Raw genomic sequence first — 20,889 nt, 5'->3', positions numbered from 1 at the left:
GGCCTTTAAGTGATTCTATCTGGTGGGTTTTTCGGATGGGCGGGGTCAGGGTCTGGGATCAGTTTTTTATTGCAACAATCAGATCCATTACGTTTGTGCCTGTGGGTCCCGTGACCAACAGCGCCCCCGCCTTGTCGAGGAAACTGCCGCTATCTGCATTGTCTAGATACGCTTGCGCCTTATCAGACCAAGTGTCGCCGGTAACGATGGCGCCTGCTGCATCTGTTGGCCCGTCGGTGCCATCTGTTCCTCCGACGATGACTGTCAAATCAGATTGCCCTGCGATTTCGCGCGCGAGTGCCAGAGCAAGGGCCTGATTACGCCCACCGCGCCCTGGCGCATCAGGTAGGACCACGGTTGGTTCGCCGCCAAATACCATGGCGCCCTTGGGCATATTCCGCAGCCGATCTCCTAATTTAGCTGCAACCGAGAGATAGTCATCGTGCATCGCTTCTTCGTTGTCGAGGACCTTGATGCCTGAGTTCTCAGCCGCAAATGCTGCGGCGTCGCGCGCGTGTGCGTTTGATGCGATTATCGCGGTGTGGGCAGAAAACTCCGGTTCGTCGGGCAATGACCCGATACCGGAGCCAATAACACCCAGATCATCACCCGGGACGTCCGAGATCGCCAGAACGATCACGCTTTTCCCCGAGAATGCTGACAACAAACCGCCACCCTTGATCCGGGACAGCTTGCGCCGTTCCGTGTTCATTGCACCGATGTCGAGACCTTCACTCAGCAGTCTTTGGTTGAGGGCCTCAAGATCATCCAATGTCGTACCGGCCACGAGGTCCTCGGCAAGCGAAGAAGCCCCTCCCGAAACTAGCAGAAGCAGCTTGCTGTCGGGTTTCATCGCCTCAACCGTTTCGCGCAATGCCTGCCCACCCTTCAGACTGCGGGCATCGGGAACCGGGTGTGCAGCTTCAATCACCACAATATGCTTAGGCAGGTCGTGGCCATGGCCATCCTTGGTAACCACCAGAGTGGGCACTGGGCCAAACCGTTCGACGGCGGCACGGGCCATGGCCCCTGCGGCTTTTCCAACGGCCAATATCTGATCTGGGGCTTCGATCGCCCGAGTGGCCTCCAGCGTTGCGCGATATCCATCAACCGCCGCCACACCTGCGCGCCAAATGTCCTGTGCCTGTTGCGAACTCTGCATCAGCTTTCCATCCAAATTGTGACTGGTCCGTCATTGACCAACTCTACCGCCATGTCAGCTCCGAACGCACCTGTCTCAACCGGAATGCCCCGCGAAGAAAGGTTGTGTACAAACGCCTCGTAGAGGTGTTCGCCCTCAGCCGCCGAGGCGGCCCCGGAAAACCCGGGCCTGTTTCCACGCGATGTGTCAGCTGCCAAGGTGAACTGGCTAACCACCAGGGCCGAGCCCTCAATATCCAATATCGAACGGTTCATCTTTCCCGCGTCGTCCTTGAAGATACGGAGCTTTGCGATCTTTTCAGCCAATTGATCAGCTTGTGTCTCTCCATCCCCCTGCATCGCACAAACCAGAATCATCAATCCGGGGCCCGATCGCCCGATGACTGTTCCATCGACTTTGACCGAGGCACTGGAAATTCTTTGAAGTAAGGCGCGCATCTGCAGGTCCTGTATTTTATTGCTATTCGTGCCAATCGATCACTTCATCCAGCGCGGCACGTTCCGTTCTGAACGCGTTCGCCGGGTGATCCATATCCGCATATCCGAACGAAATCGCGCACAGAATCAAGCGATCTTCTGATATCCCGAAATAACGGTGAAGAAATGTGCCATGGGCCGCTACCGCTGCCTGCGGGATACAAGCCACACCCAGGGCCTGCGCCGCCAGTGAAAATGCGGTCACGAAGCCACCACAATCCATCGCGCCGTAAGGGCCCAGTTCAGCAGGGCTGGACAGTATGGCGCAATGTGGGGCGCCGAACAGAGCATAGTTTTCCATCATCTGTTGCGCCGAGGCCCTGCGATCACCTTTTTCGATACCAACCGCTTTGTAGAGGGCCCAGCCACAGGCGCGACGGCGCTCTTGATAAACACCGGAATAGCCGGTTGGAAAGGGTAGGTCCGGAGCAGGCGCAACGTGCGAAGCTTCGTGTTGCAACGCGTCCCGAAACTGGTCTGTCTCGGCCCCGCTGGTGATCACGATCTGCCAGGGTTGCGCGTTGCACCAGCTTGGAACACGCGCAGCACTGGCGACGATCTGTTCAATCTGTTCGCGAGGCACCAAGTCCGTGCGAAAGGCACGGCAAGAAAAACGATCGGCCAAGAGCGCGTTCAGAGCGTCAAGGTGCAATTCAACATCTCCTTTCAGGCATGCCGAGGAGTAGGTTCCATGAGCGTGCTCTGCTTATCAGCGTTATTGCTGTCCAGTTGCCACCAGATACCCGACGCCGGCCGCAACGAGAAGGCCCAGAACCACGGCGATCGTAATCTTGATTGCGGACCAGGGACGCTCACCCTGAACGCGGCCGGTCCGGCCATTGACCACAAAACGATAGGTCTGGCCGCGGTATTTGTAGGCCGCCATCCAAACCGGCAAAAGGATGTGTTTGAATGTGACATCTCGCACTTCGGTGTCGACAGCGTGAATGCGCTGACGATCGCCTCCGATATCGAACCGCACGTCACGCTCGATCACCCGTGCCATATGTGCGCGGGCCTCTTGATAACCTTCTCGCAGTTCGACCGTGTAAGCCTCGGCGCGGAAACCGGCCAGATATTCTGGCTGGTATGGCTCAAGCGCAGGCAGGTCCCATGGCTCCAGCGCATCGGTATAGGATTTGGGCAGCGATTGTGATGCCAACACCAGAACATCGTCAAAGAACCGCGCAACCCGTCCGGATTTTGGAGTCCAGCGCACTTTGGGAACCTGTTGCTGCACGCGCTTTCCATCGCGCATGACGGTTCGGGTTTCGTAATACACCACACCGCGTTCCCCACGATAGCTCGACTTGGTATCAGCGTCGAAGGTCCAATACGGGACATAAATGCCCTGCATCTTGCGTCCCTTTCGGGCGTATTCCTTCAACCCGTTGGGTGCAAACCACAGTCGGCCCAGCCAATCCCCCATTGCCTTGTGGGCCGAGCGTTCATCCAGTGCAAAGGGCAACACTCCGCGGGGTTTGATATGGCGGCTAACGCCTGTATCGGTCACTACCGGAGTGGCACAGAACGGGCACTCCGCAGCATGGGTGTTCGGATCAAACTCAACCTGAGCCGCGCAGTTCGGACAGGTCAGAACACGGGTTTCTTCAATCTCGCTGTCAGGCAAGCGATCCGCGATGGCGGCGTCGAAATCCAGCTCTCGCAGACTCGCACCACCCCATGGGCCAGCACCGATCGTTCTGGTGTTGCCACAATGATCGCAGGTCAGCGTTCCGTCACCGGGATTGAACCGATAATCCGCCCCGCATTGGTCGCAGGGGAAACGGTGTTCGTCTTTCGCCATGACAGAACCTCGAAATCAGGTTATCAAATGTCAGATCACGCGCCCGGAGGCGGCGGAGGCAGGATCGTGAACAGCTGTGCCAGTTCCTGCACGTCGCCTGCCTTCTTCCAACCGTCCTGACCGGCAGTCCAGACGTGGGTATCACGTGTGATTTCACCATCGGTTGCCATACGACCCATCTTGGCCTTGGAGAACGGCCCGCTGGTCTGGCCATCCACCGCGATATGCCACACGTGTTCGACGGGTGGCGGGGGTGGCGGTGCCGCAGGCGCTGAGGCTTGCGGGGCAGCGGGGGCGGAACCGCCCCAAGGGCCGCTTGGTTGACCCGCTGCCATGTTCGACATCTGCTGTGCCATCGCCATACCCATTCCCATGCCAAGACCGGCACCCATGCCGCCACCCTGACCGGGATTGTTGGCCGCTGCGGTCATCGCTTCGGCTGCGGAATACTGCGTGAACTTGCCCAGATCGCCCGCCAACCCCATCGATGTGCGCTTGTCCAGCGCGGCCTCGACCGCTGGTGGCAGCGAGATGTTCTCGATGTAGAACTCGGGCATGCTCAAACCATACCCGTCCAGCACCGGTGACACCTCGGCGGCAATCAGTTTGCCCAGATCGGCAGTGTTCGCCGCCATATCGAGAACTGGAATGCCCGAGCCTGCGATGACGCGGCTGAATTCCTGCACGATGATGTTTCTGATCTGAAAGCTGATCTCGTCCATAGTGAATTCACCATCGGTGCCTACGATCTCTACTAGGAATTTCGCCGGGTCCTTGACCCGCACTGTATAGGTGCCGAAGGCCCGGATGCGTGTTGGTCCAAACTCGGGATCGCGCAGCATGATCGGGTTCTTGGTGCCCCATTTCAGGTCATTGAACCGGGTCGTGTTAACGAAGTAAATTTCAGACTTGAACGGAGACTGAAAGCCGTGATCCCAATGCTGCAGCGTCGTCATGATCGGCATGTTGTTTGTCTCAAGCATGTAGAGACCTGGGGTGAAGACATCCGCCAACTGCCCCTCATGCACAAAGACCGCCGCTTGACCTTCGCGCACGGTCAGCTTGGCGCCGTATTTGATCTCGTGTCCTTCACGCTCGAACCGCCAGACCATGGTGTCGCGCGTATCGTCGACCCAGTGGATGACATCTATGAATTCACCGGTCAGAAAATCAAAAATTCCCATTGGATTTCTCCTGTCTTCGGGGTCAGAGCGACTGCCCCATCAATTCGCGTGCAATGATACGGACCACTGGCCGCGCTTCGTCAGCTGTCATGCCTGGCTTGAGGCGCGGGTCGTATAGAATGGTTAGTAGTTTTTCATCATGGCTTGTGAGCAGGGCGAACTCGTCGTCATCGTTGAAGATTGATGGCCGGGCAGACGGGCTGTCATTCGGCAGCCCCAATCCCTGAGCGATCTCTTCGTGGACGCAACTCAGGCGCACCAGATCGGGATGTTCCGCCCGGATCAGGGCAACAGCCCGGGTATATGTCTGTGGCGCGCTGTTCGACGCCGAAGCGAATACAAAGCAATAGAAAGAGCGTGGCAGTTTGTCGAAGAGGTCAAGTTGTGCCTGCCCTATGCCCGGGATCAGTTGTCGCAGCCGGGCTTGCACATAAGCGGTATCATCTTCACCCGCCACGAAGACGTGGAAATTTGCATTCCGGGTGGTGGTTGAGACCGGGTGTCCAGTGAGCCGCGACAAGCGGTTGGCGTAGGCGTCAATTCGGGCGGCCTCTTGCAGGCGGACTTCAGGTGCAACCGATGGACCAAACTCGGGCTTTATGCGAACCGGCGACGACCAGCGACTAAGCTGTCGGCTGGTGCGACTGCTGCCGCTGGCAACGGCTTGCCCCGGATATTCATTATAAAACGCTATGGTCTCAAAGTTCCGAGCCAGATCATCGGCATCATAGGGCGTATCAGGGCCACCGCCATCGGTTCTCAGCAACCCGCGCGTCAGCAAGTTGTTTTGTACGCTTTCATAGTATCGCGCGAGATCAAGGCTCGCTGGTGAGGGCGCTTGATATGCATTGCTCAGGCCTTGCGGCTGGGCAGGTTGAGGTTCAGGAGCGATCGTCGTCGTCAATGCCTCATCGCAGCCAGCAAATGCCAGCAGCGACAAGCCCAATACTGCAATCTTAGCGCGATGAAATGGCCGCACGCCCGCTGTTTCCATTATCCGGGAACAGCCGTTCCGGCATTGTCGCCGATCCCGTCCTGTCGCGCCTTGGCCGATGCGAGTGTGTCGCGCAGCTCGGCTTCCATCTTCTCAAGCTCTTCCTCAGCGGCGGCACGCTTGGCTTTGCCTTCGTCGGCAATGGCGAGGCTTTCATTAATGGTGCCGATCAGATCTGCGTTGGCTTGTTTGACGGCTTCGATGTCAAAGACACCGCGTTCCATCTCTTCGCGGATCATTTTGTTGGATTCGCGCAAGTTGGCGGCGTTCGAAGTCAGCAATTCATTGGTCAGATCATTGGCATCACGTACGGCAGCGGCGGCCTCGGCACTGCGCTGTATGGTGACAGCTTGTGCCAGCTGGGTTTCCCAGAGCGGTACTGTGTTGACGAGGGTCGAGTTGATCTTGGTCACCAGCGACTTGTCATTTTCCTGCACCAGACGGATGGAGGGCAGCGATTGCATCGTCACCTGACGGGTAAGCTTCAGGTCGTGGACCCGGCGTTCCAGATCATCGCGCGCGGCACGCAAGTCGCGCAATTCCTGCGCTTTCATCACCTGTTGGTCTTCGGGCGCGGCCTGAACCTCGGCCTCTTTTTCAGGAATGTCGTGGCTGTCCAGCTCGGTCAGCTTCTCCTCTCCCGCTGCGATGTACAGTGCGAGTTCGTCGTAGAACTCCAGCGTTTTTTCGTACAGCAGATCCAAAGACTTGATATCTTTCAGCAGTGTATGCTCATGCCCCAGAAGATCATCAGTAATCCGGTCGATCTGGCTTTGAACGTCTTCATACTGCGCTGTGAATTTGGCGAAGGGCGCAGCACGGCCCAGCAGTTTTTCCCACCAGCTACGCTCGCGACGCACATCCAGTTCGCTGACTGAAAATCCGCGGATCGTTGTTACGATGTTGCGAAGGCTGTCACCCGCCGGGCCCACATCCTTGTTGCGGACATCGGCCAGCATCGCCTGACTGATCTCTTGCAATTCCGCCTGTGCGGATGATCCGAACGAGACGATCGAGTTTGTGTCGCCCATATCGATCTCACCCATCCGCTTGCGGATCTCGGCACCAACTGGTTCGTCGGCCTCTTCCAACGGGACAATCTCGGCCTGCGGCTCGGGGAGGGCTACGGCGGTGACTTCCTGCACCAGCGTTTCAGCCTCGACTGCCTTGTTTTTAATCTCATCGGACATGGGGTAATCCTCGCTTACATAAAAGCCGGTCAGTCCAACCGGACGCCTTCGCGCTGCAGCCGGTCGCGCAGCACATCAATTTCAACCGTCAGATCACTGCGGTCATCCAATAGCATCTTTCGCGTCCGCGCCGCGAAATTCTGTTCAAGATCGTCCAGCAACGCCGAATAGTCCGCCAACGCCTGCGCATCACGCGTCCGTGCATAGACGTCCGAAAACTTCACCGTCGCATCGCGCGCGCCCTGCAAATAAACCGTCAGGTATTTTCGGGCACCAGCCAGATCGCGCGGGTCTTCCTCGACCGTGCGAAACAGATCGCGGGCTGTATCCTGAAAGCGTTCGACCCGCGCTTCGATCCGGCGGTCACCTGCGCGTTTTATTGCATCTGTCATTTGGGTCAGATGGGTTTCGGCGTCCTCGACCACGCGTGCGACACGGTCCTGCTGGAAGGTGTCGACACCCTCCATTCCTTTGTCCTTCATTGGGTCGAGGCCGAAGGAAACCGAATGTAGAACCGTTGCAGCGGCGCCAAACAGGATGGGGGCCAGCAGGCTTACCTGTGATGCTGTTTCGGCGTCCAGAAATTCGGTCCGGTATGAGGCTAGCGCCGCCCCCAAACCGGTCAGAACGCTGGAAAATATCTTGCGGGGAAACGCAGGTCTGCGTGCGGTGCGGCGGGCGTTGTAAGCGGATTCGGCCCTTAAACCTTCGCGCAGCAGAAACGCGGCAGCGGTCAGTAGCCCCGCCGCAACCAGGCCTATGGTCATTCCGATCGCGCCATCGTTCAGAGACAGAAACACCAGTGGTATCGCCGGGACAAACAGGATGTTCGCGCGTGCACCTGCCGGTTCGACACGGGCACCATCGAATTGGCCACGCGATGGCTGATCCTGCGAGGAAACATCGCCTTCTGGGCTGAATTTGCCGCCGTACCGTTTGGCCATTTCGCTACAGGCCCCCCAACAGACCGGTGCAGACGCCGAACAACAGCACCAACAGGGCCGCATAGGCCAATTTTTGTACTCCGGTCCCGGACATGGCGCCCCCCAACTGTGACCATCAGGGAAAATTTAGGCGATACGAGGGCTTGGCGCTAGGGGGAAGGTTGAATAACCCGCGTCACTTGCGAGGTTTCTTGCCGATTGCTGGTCTTTTGCGCTGCGGTTGAGCAGGGCGTTTGGCCGGGGGTATTCCGCTATCCTCAGCATCCAGCCCCAGTTGGTCGCGCATGACACGGCGGCGGATTTCTTCAACCTCGCCGGGTTTCAGGTTGCCCAGTTGGAATGGGCCGTAAGAAACCCGCAAAAGCCTGTTCACCACATAACCGATATCTTCGATAGCGCGGCGGATTTCGCGATTCTTGCCTTCGCGCAGGCCGATGGTCAGCCAAGCGTTCGCGCCCTGTTGACGGTCCAGTGTCACGGTCATGGGTTGAAACCGCTCACCATCGATTACCAGGCCTTTGCGCAGCGGTTCGAAATCCTCGTCTTTGGGGCGTCCATTTACCCGCACCCGGTATTTGCGTAGCCATCCAGTTGAGGGTAGTTCCAGCTTGCGCTTGATGCCGCCATCATTAGTCAGCAGTAGCAATCCTTCCGAGTTCAGATCGAGTCGCCCGACGCTCATGACCCGGGGCATATCCTCGGGCAGGTCGTCAAAAATCGTCTTGCGGCCTTTTTCGTCACGCGCCGTCGTCACCAGTCCCGGTGGCTTGTGATAGAGCCACAGGCGTGATGGCTCGGGCTCGGATACTGGTTTGCCATCGACGGTAATCCTGTCCTTGGCGGTTACGTTCAGCGCAGGGCTGTTGATCGCTTTGCCATTCACGGTCACACGTCCGGCTTCGATCATGCGTTCAGCTTCGCGGCGCGAGGCGACACCGGCGCGGGCCAGCACTTTGGCGATCCGGTCGCCGGGAGGAGGGGTATTGGTCATCCTCCGGCCATAACCCATCCCGGCGGCTTGCGAAAGACGGGTTTCTGAGGCAGTCAGAGGCATGAAGTTCAGATCCCACATGAAACAGGCGCTGGAACAGGCACAGGCGGCAGCAGATCGAGGTGAAGTGCCGGTCGGCGCGGTGATCGTCGCGCCCGACGGGCAGGTGGTGGCCGCAGATGGGAACCGCACCCGCGAGTTGAATGACCCCACTGCCCATGCTGAGATTCTGGCTCTGCGCGCCGCATGTGCCGCGGCCGGGTCCGAGCGTTTACCCGATCATGACCTTTACGTAACCCTTGAGCCTTGTGCCATGTGCGCCGCAGCGCTGGCCGCAGCACGCATCCGGCGCATCTACTACGGCGCTTCCGATCCGAAATCTGGCGGTGTCGCGCATGGCGCGCGGGTGTTTTCGCACCCACAGGCCCACCATCGACCCGAAGTCTATGACGGCATTGCCGCCGAAGAGGCTGCCGCGCTGCTGAAACGCTTCTTCGCGACGCAGCGCGGTTAAGTTTTTACGACCATCTCACGTGGGATATCAGCCAGGGGCTTGCCCCCATCTGACGTCACCACAAAGCTTTCGGTAATCGCCAGTCCCCAGTCTGGGGTCCAGAGGCCGGGCATTAGGTGAAAGGTCATATTCTCTTGCAATTCCGTCGTGTCACCGGGTCGCAGGCTCATGGTGCGCTCGCCCCAGTCGGGCGGATAGCTGAGCCCGATGGGATAGCCGGTGCGGTTGGCTTTGACATACCCCGCGCGGGCGAAACTGTCATAGACACAAGCCGCGACCTCTTCGCAGGTGATGCCAGGGCGTGCGGCGGTCATTGTGTCGTCGATAGCGATTAGAACGGCGGCTTCGGCCCGGCGGATATCATCCGGGGGATCACCCAGAAACAGGCTGCGACTGGCGGGGCAGTGATAGCGTCGATAGCAGCCGGAGATTTCGAAATAGGTCGCCTCATCCCGCGCCAGAGGTCGGTCGTTCCAAGTAATGTGCGAGGCAGAAGCCTCACGACCGGAGGGTGCAATCGGTACGATAGCAGGGTAATCTCCGGCTAGGCCGGGCAGTCCGGCGATGCCTGCCGCCTGCACTTCTGCGACAAGTTGGTTTTTGGGCATTCCTTCCTGATATGCATCACGCAGAACACCGTGCATATGTGCGGTCAGCTGACCCGCCTTGCGCATCATTGCGATCTCGGCATCGCTTTTTACGGCGCGCTTCCAATTCACAAGCCCTGTGGCATCAATCAATGCACCGAAGGCGCGTTCGAGGATGCGGTGGCTGGTGGCTGAGTAATAATAGTTATCCATCTCCACGCCGATACCAGAGGTCCAGCCGCGATCCCGCAATGCCAACACAAGGGCGTCGACCGGGTGGTGGTCCGGGTGTTGCACATGCTCTTCAGGCCAATCCAGCAGGTCCATCTGGTCCAACCAGGTGGTCTGCGCAGCCCCCGCTTTGTCCTGCGTTCTGCCCCACCAAAGAGGCGATCCGCTGGCGGGCAGGATGACCATCTGCGGTACGTAAAAGCTCCAACCGTCATAACCTGTGAGCCACGCCATGTTCGATGGGTCCGTGATCAACAAGGTCTCGATACCCTGTTGATCCATCGCAGAACGGGTCTTGTGAATGCGGTCAGCGTATTCCTGCGCGCTGAAATCCGACGCGGGCATCAGAGAGAAATCGCCCGCATGACCTCGGGCTCGATCACATCGACACCGGGCAACTCGTCAGCCAGTTCCTGAGCCGATTGTGCAAGGATCGGAAAGGTCTTGTAATGGCACGGGATCACTGTCTTGAAATTGAAATACCGCTTGGCAGCATAGGCAGTGCCCTTCATGTCCATGGTAAAGTGGCCACCTGCCGAAAGGATGCCGATATCGGGTTTATAATAATTACCCATCCACTCCATGTCGGCCATAATGTCGGTATCGCCAGAGAAATAGAGCATACGGTCCTCGGACGCGATCATATAGCCGACCTCGGTTCCACCCGTACGCAGACCATCAGGTGTCGAGAAGGTCGAGCTGTGCGAGGCAGGCACCATCGTTAATTTGATACCGTTTAGGTCAACCGTGCCACCTTTGTTGAATCCGACCGTTTCAATGCCTTCAGCCTCGGCCCAGTAGCCCATCAGGTCGTATTGCCCGACCACGGGCACGTTTAGATGTTTGGCCAGCGGCAGCACATCGACGACATGATCGAAATGAGTATGAGTCAGCAGGATATGCGTCGCGCCCGCAACGGCTGCGTCGTGCTGATCTTCGGGCAAAGATGGGTTGCCCGTCAGCCAGGGATCGATCAACAGAACTTGTCCTGCTGTTTCGATGCGAAAGCTGCCATGTCCCAGCCAAATGATATCCATGAAGAATCCTCCCATTTTCCGCTTGGAGTTAGCCTAGCATCGGCTATGTAAAAATCTATGGATTGGACGCAGTATGTTGATGGATATTGTGAGCGGCTCTCACCCGCGTATTGGGCCGAGCCGATAAACGCGATTACCAATGCGGCCTTTCTTATTGCTGCATTTGTGATGTGGCAAAGGGCGCGCGGGCAGGGCGCACCTTTGGCGATGGCTTTGGTTGTCATATTGGCGATGATCGGAATTGGCAGCTATCTGTTCCATACACATGCGCAGGTTTGGGCGGCGATCTTGGATGTGACGCCAATTCTGCTGTACATCCTCGTCTACATCTACGCGGTGAATCGCGATGTCTGGCGGCTGAGCAACAGATACGCGCTGGGTTTGACCGCGCTGTTCTTTCCATACGTGGCGCTGACGATCCCGCTATTCCAGTTGGTGCCTGGGCTTGGTGGCTCGGCGGCATACGCCCCAGTTCCTCTATTGATTCTGATTTATGCGGTCCTGTTGCGCCGGAAAGCCCCGGACACTGCGCGTGGGCTGACAATAGGAGCAACTGTCCTGATCAGCTCGATCACCTTTCGATCACTGGACACTCCAATTTGCGGGTATCTGCCAACGGGGACGCATTTTATGTGGCACATTCTGAATGCGGTTATGTTGGGCTGGATGATTGAGGTTTATCTGCGGGCGATCCGAAATCCATCTGCTGGAGCTGCGGTGGCTGCAGGATCAGGACATTGATCAGAACTACCTAAGCATCATCCTGATTGGTTAGTCCCTGAACGCAGCAGCCAAAGCCTCGGGCAGATCAAATTCAGCCAATACGCGCGCGCGGCCTTCGGCTGACATCTTGAAAGCCGTTTTTTCAACAATGCGCTGGATTTTTTCGGCAGAGTGCTTGGCGGCAAAAGGTTCAAAGTACCATTTCAGAAAAACGAAACAGATCACGTCCTCAAGCGCCTGTACCTCGGCATTGCGCTTGATCCCCTGTTTGCGCAGCATTTGCCCGACGGCTTCTATATCGTCCGCACCATATTCAGCCTGTTCCATGAATCCTTGCACAACGTCAGCGTGATATACGCCTTGCGCCTTCCTCCAGGCCAGATACCCTGCACGTCCTTCGGGGTATTCAGTGCGCTTTAGCTTCCAGCGTTCGACATGCTGACCACGTGCGGCGATCTGTAAAGCATCCGACGCATCGGGAAATAGCCGATCCAGCTCGGTGCTCATGCGTTGGCCATAAAGCAGCTCGACCGGCTGGCCGTCCTCTATATTAGGGTCTTGCGCATTTGCTGCGTCAATTGCGTCCAGAACGGTTTGCTTGCGTGTGCTCATTCTCTGCTCCGTTAGCTCGCCTGAACTGCACCTGACGGGTGGTTCGGCGTTTGATCCAAGACCATGCTAACGAGTTGTTGGAATGGGTGCAGCAGTCAATTGTAAAAAGCGCCGGATCGGGAGGGGGCGTACCGATCCGGCGCGCAGGTCAGGGTTATTTGCCTGCCTGGGTGTGGTCCCTCGTCACGGGCTCCGAAACAGGCGCGGGGAAGCTAAGGTTTCGGGTCAGATTGTTCATATCGATACCCAAAGCCAGGGCGGGCGAGGTCAGAACCAGAGCGGACAATATGAAGGCGGGAAGAAGGGTTTTCATGAGGTGTCTCCGATTTCTCGTTGCGTCACGATATTGAGGTGAACTGTTCGGTTCATTTTTTCAATGGCAAAACTGAACTAATCGGTTTACTTATTTGCATATCAGCCATTCAAATATGCATGGCAGCTGGCGATATTGGGTTTGAATCCGCGTCTGCCGCCTGTCGCTCTTGCGAGTGTTGCGGCAGGCAGGTAAACGCCCCCTAACGTAGATGAGGGTTTCCGATGTCGATTGACCAAAGCACCGCCGCCAAGGTGGCCAAACTGGCCCGGATCAAGGTCGAGGATGATGCGCTGCCTGCGCTGGCGTCCGAGTTCAACAATATCCTCGGGTTTATCGAGCAACTGAACGAAGTGGATGTCGAAGGCGTCGAGCCGATGGTCTCGGTCGAGCCGATGCGCCTGAAGCGTCGTCAGGACGTGGTCACCGATGGAAACCAGCAGGACAAGGTCCTATCCAACGCCCCCGATGCGCGCGAAGGGTTCTTCGCTGTTCCAAAAGTTGTGGAGTAAGTCATGAGCGAACTGAACAAACTGGGCCTGGCCGAGGCCCGCGATGCGCTGCGTGCCAAAGAAGTGACCTCGGTCGAACTGACCGAGGCCTGCCTCAAGGCCATTGACGAAGCCGACGCGCTGAACGCGTTTGTCCACAAGACGCCCGAGATCGCGTTGGAGCGCGCCACGGCGGCGGACGAGCGGATCAAAGGCGGCGACGCGCCTTCGATGTGCGGCCTGCCGATCGGTATCAAGGACCTGTTTTGCACTAAGGGCGTGCCCTCGCAAGCGGCCTCGAAAATTCTCGAGGGGTTCAAGCCCGAATACGAATCCACCGTGTCGCAACAATTGGCGGATGCTGGTGCTGTGATGCTGGGCAAGCTGAACATGGACGAGTTCGCGATGGGTTCGTCTAATGAAACATCCGTTTACGGCAATGCGGTCAGCCCGTGGCGGCGCGGCAATGACGATGCACAGCTGACACCCGGCGGCTCGTCCGGTGGCTCAGCCTCGGCTGTCTCGGCTGACCTGTGTCTGGCCGCGACCGGTACCGATACCGGCGGTTCGATCCGCCAGCCTGCTGCTTTTGTCGGCATCACCGGCATCAAGCCAACCTATGGTCGTTGCTCGCGCTGGGGCATTGTGGCCTTTGCGTCTTCGTTGGATCAGGCTGGACCGATGACCAAGAACGTCCGTGACGCAGCGATCATGCTGGAAACCATGTGCGGTCATGACCCCAAGGATTCCACCAGCGCCGAGCTGGCCGTGCCAAATTTCGAGGCGATGTTGACCGGCGATATCAAAGGCAAGAAAATCGGTATCCCGAAGGAATACCGCATGGACGGCATGCCTGCCGAGATTGAAAAGCTTTGGGCCGATGGCACCGCTATGCTGAAAGACGCAGGCGCCGAAATCGTCGATATCTCGCTGCCGCATACTAAATACGCGCTGCCTGCCTATTACGTGATTGCTCCTGCCGAGGCGTCGTCGAACCTCGCCCGCTATGACGGTGTCCGTTATGGCCGCCGTGCACAGCTGGCTCAGGGCGATGGCATCACCGAGATGTACGAAAAGACCCGCGCCGAAGGCTTCGGTCATGAGGTCCAGCGCCGGGTGATGATCGGCACCTACGTGCTGTCTGCAGGCTTCTATGACGCCTACTACAACCGCGCCCGCAAGGTCCGCACCCTGATCAAGAAGGACTTCGAAGATGTCTTTGCCGCAGGCGTTGATGCGATCCTGACCCCGGCAACGCCGTCGGCCTCGTTCGGTCTGGGCGAGATGACCGAGGCTGATCCTGTTCAGATGTACCTGAACGATGTGTTCACCGTGACAGTGAACCTCGCTGGCCTGCCCGGTATTTCGGTTCCTGCTGGTCTGGACAAACAGGGCCTTCCGTTGGGTCTGCAGCTGATCGGCCGTCCGTGGGAGGAAGGCGATCTGCTCAACACCGCCTACGCGCTAGAGAGCGCGGCTGGGTTTGTGGCCAAGCCCGGAAAATGGTGGTAATCCTCAATCCTGACACGGCAATAAAGAACCGGAGCAGCCAAATGCGCAAATTGCTTCTGATCCCGGCCCTTGGGTTGATCGCGGCATGTGATACCGTTACCCCTGTTTCGGGTACCGGTTTCAATACGCCGGAATATCAGGCGCAGCGCGAGGCCGAACTGGCCGGCCAGGGTCTGGCCGGTAATCCGCTTGCGCCACCCGAGGCGGTTTCAGAGCAGCCGCTCTCGGCGCAGGGGGCTGTTGGTGCCGTACCAACAGGCGACGCCTCTGACATCGCCAACCAGACGGCCATTGCCTTGGCGAATACGTCGGGTCAAGAGACGCGCGTCGCGCCTCTGATTGCAACAAACAACCCAAGTATCTCTGATGAACAGGATTTTGAGGCTGTCTCAAACCGTCGCAGTATCGATGCCGACGCCGCTCGTATCGAACATAATCGGCAGTCTTACGAGGTCGTCGCCCCTACTGCCGTGCCCGAGCGTGGCTCTGACGGGCAACCCAATATCGTGCAATACGCCCTGAGCACTTCGAACCCCATCGGTACCCAGTTGTACAGCCGAGCCGGATTTAACCTGCAGGCCAAGGCACAGCGCAACTGCGCTCAGTTCGCCTCTCCTGATCAGGCGCAGATTGAGTTTCTGTCGAATGGAGGCCCCCTGCGTGACCGCAAAGGGCTGGATCCGGACGGCGACGGTTACGCCTGCGGCTGGGACCCCAGCCCGTTCCGCAGTGCCGTCAACAACTAAGCTCTCCCCCATCTGGCACCCATCGCCCAATTTCGGCCCCCGCCGGGATGGGCTGTCACCCGAGCTGATCGTGCTGCACTACACTGCAATGGAGAGCGCTGCTGCCGCGCTTGAACGTCTCTGCGATCCGGGTCCCGAGGTCTCCGCCCACTACCTGATCGGTCGTGACGGTGCGCTATGGCAGCTTGTCCGAGAGGAAGATCGCGCTTGGCACGCCGGGGCGGGGGAGTGGCAAGGGCAAGCCGACATAAACTCCCGCTCGATCGGGATCGAGCTGGACAATGGCGGAGATCACCCGTTTGCCGAACCCCAAATGCGTGTATTGGAACAGCTTTTGCCCGAACTCATGCAGCGTTGGACCATCGCGCCAGAGGGTGTGATCGGGCATTCCGACATGGCACCGGGCCGCAAGTCCGACCCCGGCCCCCGGTTCGACTGGCAAAGGTTGGAACACCAGCGCCTTGCCGCTCGGCGTGGTACTGCCCTCGAACCGAACGTCAACTTCCGCGAGCTGGCGCAGAACCGGGGCTACACAGCGACAAGCGACGAGAAGACGCTCCTAAATTCCACACGCCTGCGCTATCGCCCGTGGGCCTCAGGCCCCTTGCACCTCGATGATCTCATAGCCCTCTGTCCGCTCCCAAAATCGACCTGATCCGCCCTTCATCTGGCCAAAAATATCTCGGGGATGAATTGGCCGTAGGCCAAGAAGGGGCTGGCCCCTTCACCACCCCAACCCCTCTTGACGCCATCACGCACAGAGCCTACCCAACCCACGCGCGGAGGGCCGGATGGCCGCTGGGGTCGTTAGGCCCGAGAGGAAAGTCCGGACTCCACAAGGCAACGGTGCCGGGTAACGCCCGGGCGGGGAAACCCGACGGAAAGCGCCACAGAAATCAGACCGCCACACACGTGTGGCAAGGGTGAAACGGTGGGGTAAGAGCCCACCGCGCCGCTGGCAACAGTGGCGGCACGGCAAGCCCCACCGGGAGCAATGCCGAATAGGGTCCCCGCGCGGGCCGGTCGGTGCAAACCGATACCGCCGCTAGGCACGCCTTGGCCGAGAGGGACCGGGTTGGCAGCTCGAGCCGCGCAGCAATGCACGGCCTAGAGGAATGGTCATCGAAGGGGGCAACCCTGGAACAGGATCCGGCTTACAGGCCCTCCGCGCGTCTCCTGTTAACCGCCCGGAGGTGTGTAGGTGCCGCCAAGTGCTGCAGCTTTTTCGGCGACGGCAACAAATTCCTGCGCCGACCATGCGCGAACGGTCTCGATCCTCGAAACCGCACCCGTGCCCGCGACGGCCATGCCAATTGCCACAGCATCACTGCCTTCAGGCAGTTCGCTGATAACGACGACATCATTGCCTCCGGTGGTTATATAAAATGAGATCAGTCTGCCGCCTGATTTCTCAAGCAAGGACTTGACGGGACCGGTGCGATCTTCCGGTTTTGCCAACATTCCTTTGACCCCATCTTGCGAATAAGACGCATAGGTAATGAAAACAGGCATATTTCTCTCCCTTGGTTGCAGTTTATTCGGAGCGCTAAAAGCGGCCGACTCCCTGGCCGTGTCGCGTGCAGGATTGCGCGCAAACCGGAAAAGACCCGGCCAAATAGACAGCCGGGCGTTGCTATAGTTGTGAGCGGTGTTGTCTGCCGGAATTTACATCCGGCACGGTATTACCTAAGTCCGTAAAACGGGCTTCGAAGGTTCCGGCGACACTATCACAGAATCGTGAGCGCTCCAAATCGACTGCTCTTGAAGCCGTGTCAGGAATTGTTCCCCTAACGCGGCGAATCCGGTTGACTTGGGCGCATGAGCGGTTAAAAGCGCACGCTCATAAGGATTCAACCGAAAGGCCCCTGCCTTTTCGGACGCAGGAGATAACCATGGCGAAGCCGACGACAATCAAGATCCGTCTGAACTCGACCGCGGGCACGGGCCACTTCTACGTGACCAAGAAGAACGCGCGCACCATGACCGAGAAAATGACCATTCGTAAATACGATCCGGTCGCTCGGAAGCATGTCGAGTACAAAGAAGGCAAGATCAAGTAATCTGCCCTCTGACATACTTTTTGAAGAAGGACTCTGCCATGCAGGGTCCTTTTTTGTATTGTTTTGGGGTATCTCTTGGTCGGCCTAAACCAAGCAGGGGCGTTGCAGGGGCGCATCAGAGGTTTGGGTGTTCTGAATCTCAGCGGCTTGCTTTTTCTAATCCCCTGCCGCTACGCTTCAGCAACCCTTTCCAAAATGTTGACCGCCATGAAAAAAATCTTGTTGCCCGCTCTTGCTGTTCTGACATTGTCAGCCTGCGAAGACCCCTTTAACCGCGAAGGTGTTGGTTTCACCGGGATTGATGGTGAACCGCGCACAGTGTCGGATGTGAAAGGCGCCGTAGCCTTTTTGCCGCCAGAAACCAACATCCCGGCGGAACTGGCCAAGCTACCAACGGTCCAGGTTACATCGGACAAAGCCGAGCTTGAAAAGATCGCGGGTGTCGCAATCGATAATGGCGGTCGCTCAGATGCGAATTCAGTTCAGCTCACTGGCAGTGATACCAATCTGTACCTGAGCAATGTCAGTGTAAACGGTCAGTTGTTCGGCGTCCTGCGTACGGAAAACAACTCCACCAAAGTTGATACATCGGTGGGCTCGGCCTTTGGCGCTCAAACGGAACGCTTTACCGGATGTTTGCCCGCGGGTGATGTATACCGCAAAGGTTCGTCCGAGCGCAGTTCGGGTTTTGCAGTGCCACTGAACTGCCGTTAATTTAGCTTACACAATCTAAGTAAAAGCCCCCGCCATTGGCGGGGGCTTTCTAGTTTCAGTGTTTCTGCAAGTCTTACGAGGCACTGAACAAGGGCTCAAACCCAGCACCGGTCATTCAATCCATGTGACACACCGGGCGATGATCACGCGAGTTCCGAGGCCCCCGCCATCCGTTGGCATCCAAGCAAGCGCTGTGCGTGTTCTCTATTTCACCCCACCGCCAAAGAATAATCAGTGGTGAAACTCAGACCCGATCAGCAGAACTGTTTAACCTCAACTGATAGGAAGCAACGTTCATTGCTCTACCAATGCCTGCCCATTCTCGTCAAAGAAATGAAGTTTGTCGGTGGGAAAATGCAGGCCGATCTTTGCCCCAGGCTTTAGAGCGGTGTCCCCGTTCAGGCGCACGGTAACCTTCTCTTCGGCGCCGCAATCCACGATCAGGAAGGTATCTGCCCCCAGATACTCAATCACCTCGATGATGCCATCACATTGCCCATCGCCCGATGACACAACATCGATGTGTTCGGGGCGAATGCCGAGTTTGCTTGCTACACCCGAGCGCGCGAAGTCGCCGCCTCTGCCATGTTCCAGAGTGTAGCCATCGTTCTGAGTCGTGCACGGCAATATGTTCATTTTGGGGCTGCCAATGAACTGTGCGACAAACAGATTGGCAGGGCGTTCGTAAAGTTCGCGGGGTGTGCCGACTTGCGCGATCTTGCCGTACTCAAGCACGACGATGCGGTCGGCCAATGTCATCGCTTCAACCTGATCGTGCGTCACGTAGATCATTGTGCGCTTTAGGTTCTGATGAAGTTTCGCGATTTCGTAACGCATTTCGACACGAAGCGCTGCATCAAGATTCGAGAGCGGTTCATCGAACAGAAACGCCGTCGGGTCGCGCACGATAGAACGACCAATTGCAACGCGCTGCCGCTGTCCACCGGACAGGTCCTTGGGGCGACGTTCCAGAAAAGGTCCCAGCTTGAGAACCTCGGCGGCTTTATTGACCTGCTCTGCTATCTCGGCCTTCGGAACACCCGCGACCTTAAGTGAGAACCCCATATTTTCGGCGACTGTCAAGTGGGGATAAAGCGCATAGGACTGGAACACCATCGTCAGACCCCGCTTGGAGGGTGGGTGATCCGTGACATCATTGCCGTTGATTAGTAGCGATCCGCGCGAGATATCTTCAAGCCCACCGATCATGCGAAGCAGGGTGGATTTTCCACAGCCCGATGGACCGACGAAGACGATGAATTCACCTTCATCAATCATTAGGTCAACGCCTTTGATGACCTGGGCCGAGCCAAACCACTTTTCGACGGATTTTAGTTCGATGCTGCCCATTAGTTCCTCCCTGCCCAATGCAGCCAAACTGCGGCTGTCCAGGTGAATGAATTCCCTCCGGCAGGGCTGCCGGTCAGTGGATCGTAGTATTCAGCGAAGCCGTTCGTTGCGATCAGCTGCGACGTTTTCTGGCGCAGTGCCTCGGCTTCTTCCAGGTGCCCCATATCCGCCAATCCAAACCCGATCAGCATATTCATGAACCCCCAAGTGGGACCCCTCCAGTACCTGCGTTGGTCGAAGTTGGGCATCGCGGGGTCATAGCTGGGAACTGGAAAGGGTACTTTTGCAAGCGTCGCCTGCAGGCGCTCCAGCATGTGCTGTGAATCAAGCCCCCCAAACCAGCAAAGATACGACGCGTTAGAGATGCTTCCGGCCCAATCACCAGTCAGCGCATCACGCGAGTCGAACGAGCTCAGCGTTTCGTTCCACAAAGATCGCGCGCCCGCTTCGAGCCTTTGAATGTCGCTACTTAGTCCATCCGCATCAATTCCAAGCCTTTCGCTGATCTCCTGCAGATCGCGTGCGGCGCGCAGAGCGATAAATGTCATCGTCGGATCTGCGACTCGGAAGGGATTCAGGCTCAGCAACTTCTGTTGATCCCAGTCGGCCTGGCAGCCGATCTGAACCAATTTGATATAGCGGTCATAGTCGTATTTGGTCGGTCGATCTGCACTGTTGACGTGGCTTGTGTCACGGCGCTGGTAGTCTCCGACACCTGTGGGATCTACGCCCTCCATTGCTTTGTCCCAGTCCGGTGCATTGTCGCGACCAGCTTCCCACGGATGCGTGGTGCAGACCGCGCCGTGTTCGTCGAGTCGCCATCTCATGATCCAGCGATGCCACGCCAGCAGAGATGGGAAAAGCGCGCGAACGCGGTCCGCGCCTGCATCGCCATCTTTTTCCCAGATCTTCCGCGCCACAGTTGCAGCCACCGGGGGCTGAATGATGCCTGAGGATGGGATCGGCCCGTGGCCACCCCAGACATCCGGGCCGGGGTAATATCCGTCATCCTGTTTGTGGAACAGGATATGCGGCACCATTCCATCATCCCACTGGCCCGAGAACAGTGTTTCAAGTTCCACCCAGGCTCGATCAATGTCGAACTCGGCAAAACCAAGCGCCGCAATCGCGCTGTCCCAATTCCATTGATAGGGGTAAAGCCCTTCGGTCGGGATGGTGTAGCCGCCGCGATCATTGGCAACCAGAATGTTGCGCGCCTCGCGGTCGGGGTTTGTATGTTGGTTCATCTCA

The 20,889-nt window shown here is 57.8% G+C and carries 24 protein-coding genes and 1 other RNA gene; 9 read left to right on the top strand and 16 right to left on the bottom strand.

Annotated elements, in window-relative coordinates:
• Positions 1-58: 58 nt before the first annotated feature.
• The 9 genes from ACR0NM_RS12005 to ACR0NM_RS11965 all read right to left on the bottom strand — a co-directional run bounded on the left by ACR0NM_RS12005 (position 59) and on the right by ACR0NM_RS11965 (position 8,811).
• A complete protein-coding gene (locus ACR0NM_RS12005) occupies positions 59-1,162 on the bottom strand; it encodes a glycerate kinase type-2 family protein (RefSeq protein ID WP_480614910.1) in 1,104 nt (367 codons plus the stop codon).
• The gene (gene dtd, locus ACR0NM_RS12000) at positions 1,162-1,599 is read right to left on the bottom strand and encodes a D-aminoacyl-tRNA deacylase (RefSeq protein ID WP_480614908.1); all 438 of its coding nucleotides are present in this window, start codon (positions 1,597-1,599) and stop codon (positions 1,162-1,164) included. Before dtd ends, ACR0NM_RS12005 begins: the two co-directional genes overlap by 1 nt.
• 22 nt (positions 1,600-1,621) lie before the next feature.
• Entirely contained in the window at positions 1,622-2,290 is a 669-nt protein-coding gene (locus ACR0NM_RS11995) for a nitroreductase (RefSeq protein ID WP_170636027.1), read from the bottom strand.
• A gap of 63 nt (positions 2,291-2,353) precedes the next feature.
• Positions 2,354-3,445, bottom strand: coding sequence for a TFIIB-type zinc finger domain-containing protein (locus ACR0NM_RS11990; protein ID WP_170392249.1), 1,092 nt, complete (start codon positions 3,443-3,445; stop codon positions 2,354-2,356).
• A gap of 35 nt (positions 3,446-3,480) precedes the next feature.
• On the bottom strand, positions 3,481-4,629 hold the full coding sequence (locus ACR0NM_RS11985; protein WP_480614906.1) for an SPFH domain-containing protein: 1,149 nt from the start codon (positions 4,627-4,629) through the stop codon (positions 3,481-3,483).
• A gap of 22 nt (positions 4,630-4,651) precedes the next feature.
• The gene (locus ACR0NM_RS11980; protein ID WP_480614904.1) at positions 4,652-5,623 is read right to left on the bottom strand and encodes a DUF2927 domain-containing protein; all 972 of its coding nucleotides are present in this window, start codon (positions 5,621-5,623) and stop codon (positions 4,652-4,654) included.
• Positions 5,623-6,813, bottom strand: a complete 1,191-nt coding sequence (locus tag ACR0NM_RS11975; protein WP_480614901.1) for a toxic anion resistance protein — start codon at positions 6,811-6,813, stop codon at positions 5,623-5,625. The genes ACR0NM_RS11980 and ACR0NM_RS11975 overlap by 1 nt, the downstream gene beginning before the upstream one ends.
• Positions 6,814-6,842: 29 nt before the next feature.
• A complete protein-coding gene (locus ACR0NM_RS11970; protein ID WP_170401630.1) occupies positions 6,843-7,757 on the bottom strand; it encodes a 5-bromo-4-chloroindolyl phosphate hydrolysis family protein in 915 nt (304 codons plus the stop codon).
• Positions 7,758-7,932: 175 nt separating this feature from the next.
• The gene (locus tag ACR0NM_RS11965; protein WP_480614899.1) at positions 7,933-8,811 is read right to left on the bottom strand and encodes a pseudouridine synthase; all 879 of its coding nucleotides are present in this window, start codon (positions 8,809-8,811) and stop codon (positions 7,933-7,935) included.
• Here ACR0NM_RS11965 and ACR0NM_RS11960 point away from each other — a divergent pair.
• Positions 8,810-9,262: a nucleoside deaminase gene (locus ACR0NM_RS11960; protein WP_170392237.1), complete on the top strand. Its 453-nt coding sequence runs from the start codon at positions 8,810-8,812 to the stop codon at positions 9,260-9,262. The genes ACR0NM_RS11965 and ACR0NM_RS11960 overlap by 2 nt on opposite strands.
• Here the strand turns inward: ACR0NM_RS11960 and ACR0NM_RS11955 are convergent.
• Both ACR0NM_RS11955 and ACR0NM_RS11950 read right to left on the bottom strand, forming a co-directional pair.
• Positions 9,259-10,425: a M24 family metallopeptidase gene (locus ACR0NM_RS11955; RefSeq protein WP_480614896.1), complete on the bottom strand. Its 1,167-nt coding sequence runs from the start codon at positions 10,423-10,425 to the stop codon at positions 9,259-9,261. The genes ACR0NM_RS11960 and ACR0NM_RS11955 overlap by 4 nt on opposite strands.
• Positions 10,425-11,117 carry a metal-dependent hydrolase gene (locus tag ACR0NM_RS11950; RefSeq protein WP_480614892.1) on the bottom strand — a complete coding sequence of 231 codons (693 nt, stop codon included), beginning with the start codon at positions 11,115-11,117 and terminating at the stop codon, positions 10,425-10,427. Before ACR0NM_RS11950 ends, ACR0NM_RS11955 begins: the two co-directional genes overlap by 1 nt.
• A gap of 57 nt (positions 11,118-11,174) precedes the next feature.
• Here ACR0NM_RS11950 and ACR0NM_RS11945 point away from each other — a divergent pair, with 57 nt between their 5' ends.
• Positions 11,175-11,858: a ceramidase domain-containing protein gene (locus ACR0NM_RS11945; RefSeq protein ID WP_480614889.1), complete on the top strand. Its 684-nt coding sequence runs from the start codon at positions 11,175-11,177 to the stop codon at positions 11,856-11,858.
• Positions 11,859-11,888: 30 nt separating this feature from the next.
• On the opposite strand, the gene ACR0NM_RS11940 is transcribed toward ACR0NM_RS11945, so the two are convergent.
• On the bottom strand, positions 11,889-12,452 hold the full coding sequence (locus ACR0NM_RS11940; RefSeq protein ID WP_480614886.1) for a DUF4202 domain-containing protein: 564 nt from the start codon (positions 12,450-12,452) through the stop codon (positions 11,889-11,891).
• Positions 12,453-12,606: 154 nt separating this feature from the next.
• Positions 12,607-12,765, bottom strand: a complete 159-nt coding sequence (locus ACR0NM_RS11935; RefSeq protein ID WP_170401611.1) for a hypothetical protein — start codon at positions 12,763-12,765, stop codon at positions 12,607-12,609.
• Positions 12,766-12,989: 224 nt separating this feature from the next.
• Between ACR0NM_RS11935 and gatC the strand changes: the two genes are divergently transcribed.
• The 5 genes from gatC to rnpB all read left to right on the top strand — a co-directional run bounded on the left by gatC (position 12,990) and on the right by rnpB (position 16,687).
• Complete coding sequence (gene gatC, locus ACR0NM_RS11930) at positions 12,990-13,277, top strand: Asp-tRNA(Asn)/Glu-tRNA(Gln) amidotransferase subunit GatC (RefSeq protein WP_170392224.1); 288 nt, start codon at positions 12,990-12,992, stop codon at positions 13,275-13,277.
• A gap of 3 nt (positions 13,278-13,280) precedes the next feature.
• Positions 13,281-14,768 carry an Asp-tRNA(Asn)/Glu-tRNA(Gln) amidotransferase subunit GatA gene (gatA, locus tag ACR0NM_RS11925; protein WP_480614883.1) on the top strand — a complete coding sequence of 496 codons (1,488 nt, stop codon included), beginning with the start codon at positions 13,281-13,283 and terminating at the stop codon, positions 14,766-14,768.
• A 41-nt stretch (positions 14,769-14,809) separates the two neighbouring features.
• Positions 14,810-15,514, top strand: coding sequence for a hypothetical protein (locus ACR0NM_RS11920; protein ID WP_480614880.1), 705 nt, complete (start codon positions 14,810-14,812; stop codon positions 15,512-15,514).
• Entirely contained in the window at positions 15,498-16,169 is a 672-nt protein-coding gene (locus tag ACR0NM_RS11915) for an N-acetylmuramoyl-L-alanine amidase (RefSeq protein WP_480614877.1), read from the top strand. The genes ACR0NM_RS11920 and ACR0NM_RS11915 overlap by 17 nt, the downstream gene beginning before the upstream one ends.
• A gap of 124 nt (positions 16,170-16,293) precedes the next feature.
• Positions 16,294-16,687, top strand: an RNA gene (rnpB, locus tag ACR0NM_RS11910) — RNase P RNA component class A.
• 6 nt (positions 16,688-16,693) lie between these two features.
• Here rnpB and ACR0NM_RS11905 read toward each other — a convergent pair.
• Positions 16,694-17,026, bottom strand: a complete 333-nt coding sequence (locus ACR0NM_RS11905; protein ID WP_480614874.1) for a GYD domain-containing protein — start codon at positions 17,024-17,026, stop codon at positions 16,694-16,696.
• A gap of 380 nt (positions 17,027-17,406) precedes the next feature.
• On the opposite strand from ACR0NM_RS11905, the gene rpmG reads away from it, so the two are divergent.
• Entirely contained in the window at positions 17,407-17,574 is a 168-nt protein-coding gene (rpmG, locus tag ACR0NM_RS11900) for a 50S ribosomal protein L33 (protein WP_010441901.1), read from the top strand.
• A gap of 207 nt (positions 17,575-17,781) precedes the next feature.
• Positions 17,782-18,288 carry a membrane lipoprotein lipid attachment site-containing protein gene (locus ACR0NM_RS11895; protein ID WP_170392214.1) on the top strand — a complete coding sequence of 169 codons (507 nt, stop codon included), beginning with the start codon at positions 17,782-17,784 and terminating at the stop codon, positions 18,286-18,288.
• Between the two features lie 294 nt (positions 18,289-18,582).
• Here ACR0NM_RS11895 and ACR0NM_RS11890 read toward each other — a convergent pair whose 3' ends face one another.
• Both ACR0NM_RS11890 and ACR0NM_RS11885 read right to left on the bottom strand, forming a co-directional pair.
• Complete coding sequence (locus ACR0NM_RS11890) at positions 18,583-19,638, bottom strand: ABC transporter ATP-binding protein (protein ID WP_170392212.1); 1,056 nt, start codon at positions 19,636-19,638, stop codon at positions 18,583-18,585.
• Positions 19,638-20,885 (bottom strand): MGH1-like glycoside hydrolase domain-containing protein, encoded by a 1,248-nt coding sequence (locus ACR0NM_RS11885; protein ID WP_480614871.1) that lies wholly within the window; start codon positions 20,883-20,885, stop codon positions 19,638-19,640. Before ACR0NM_RS11885 ends, ACR0NM_RS11890 begins: the two co-directional genes overlap by 1 nt.
• Between the last annotated feature and the right edge of the window lie 4 nt (positions 20,886-20,889).

The sequence above is a fragment of the Ruegeria sp. AF2 genome (assembly GCF_056542025.1).
Note: the sequence above shows the minus strand (reverse complement) of the source record. Positions and strands in the feature narration are given on the sequence as shown.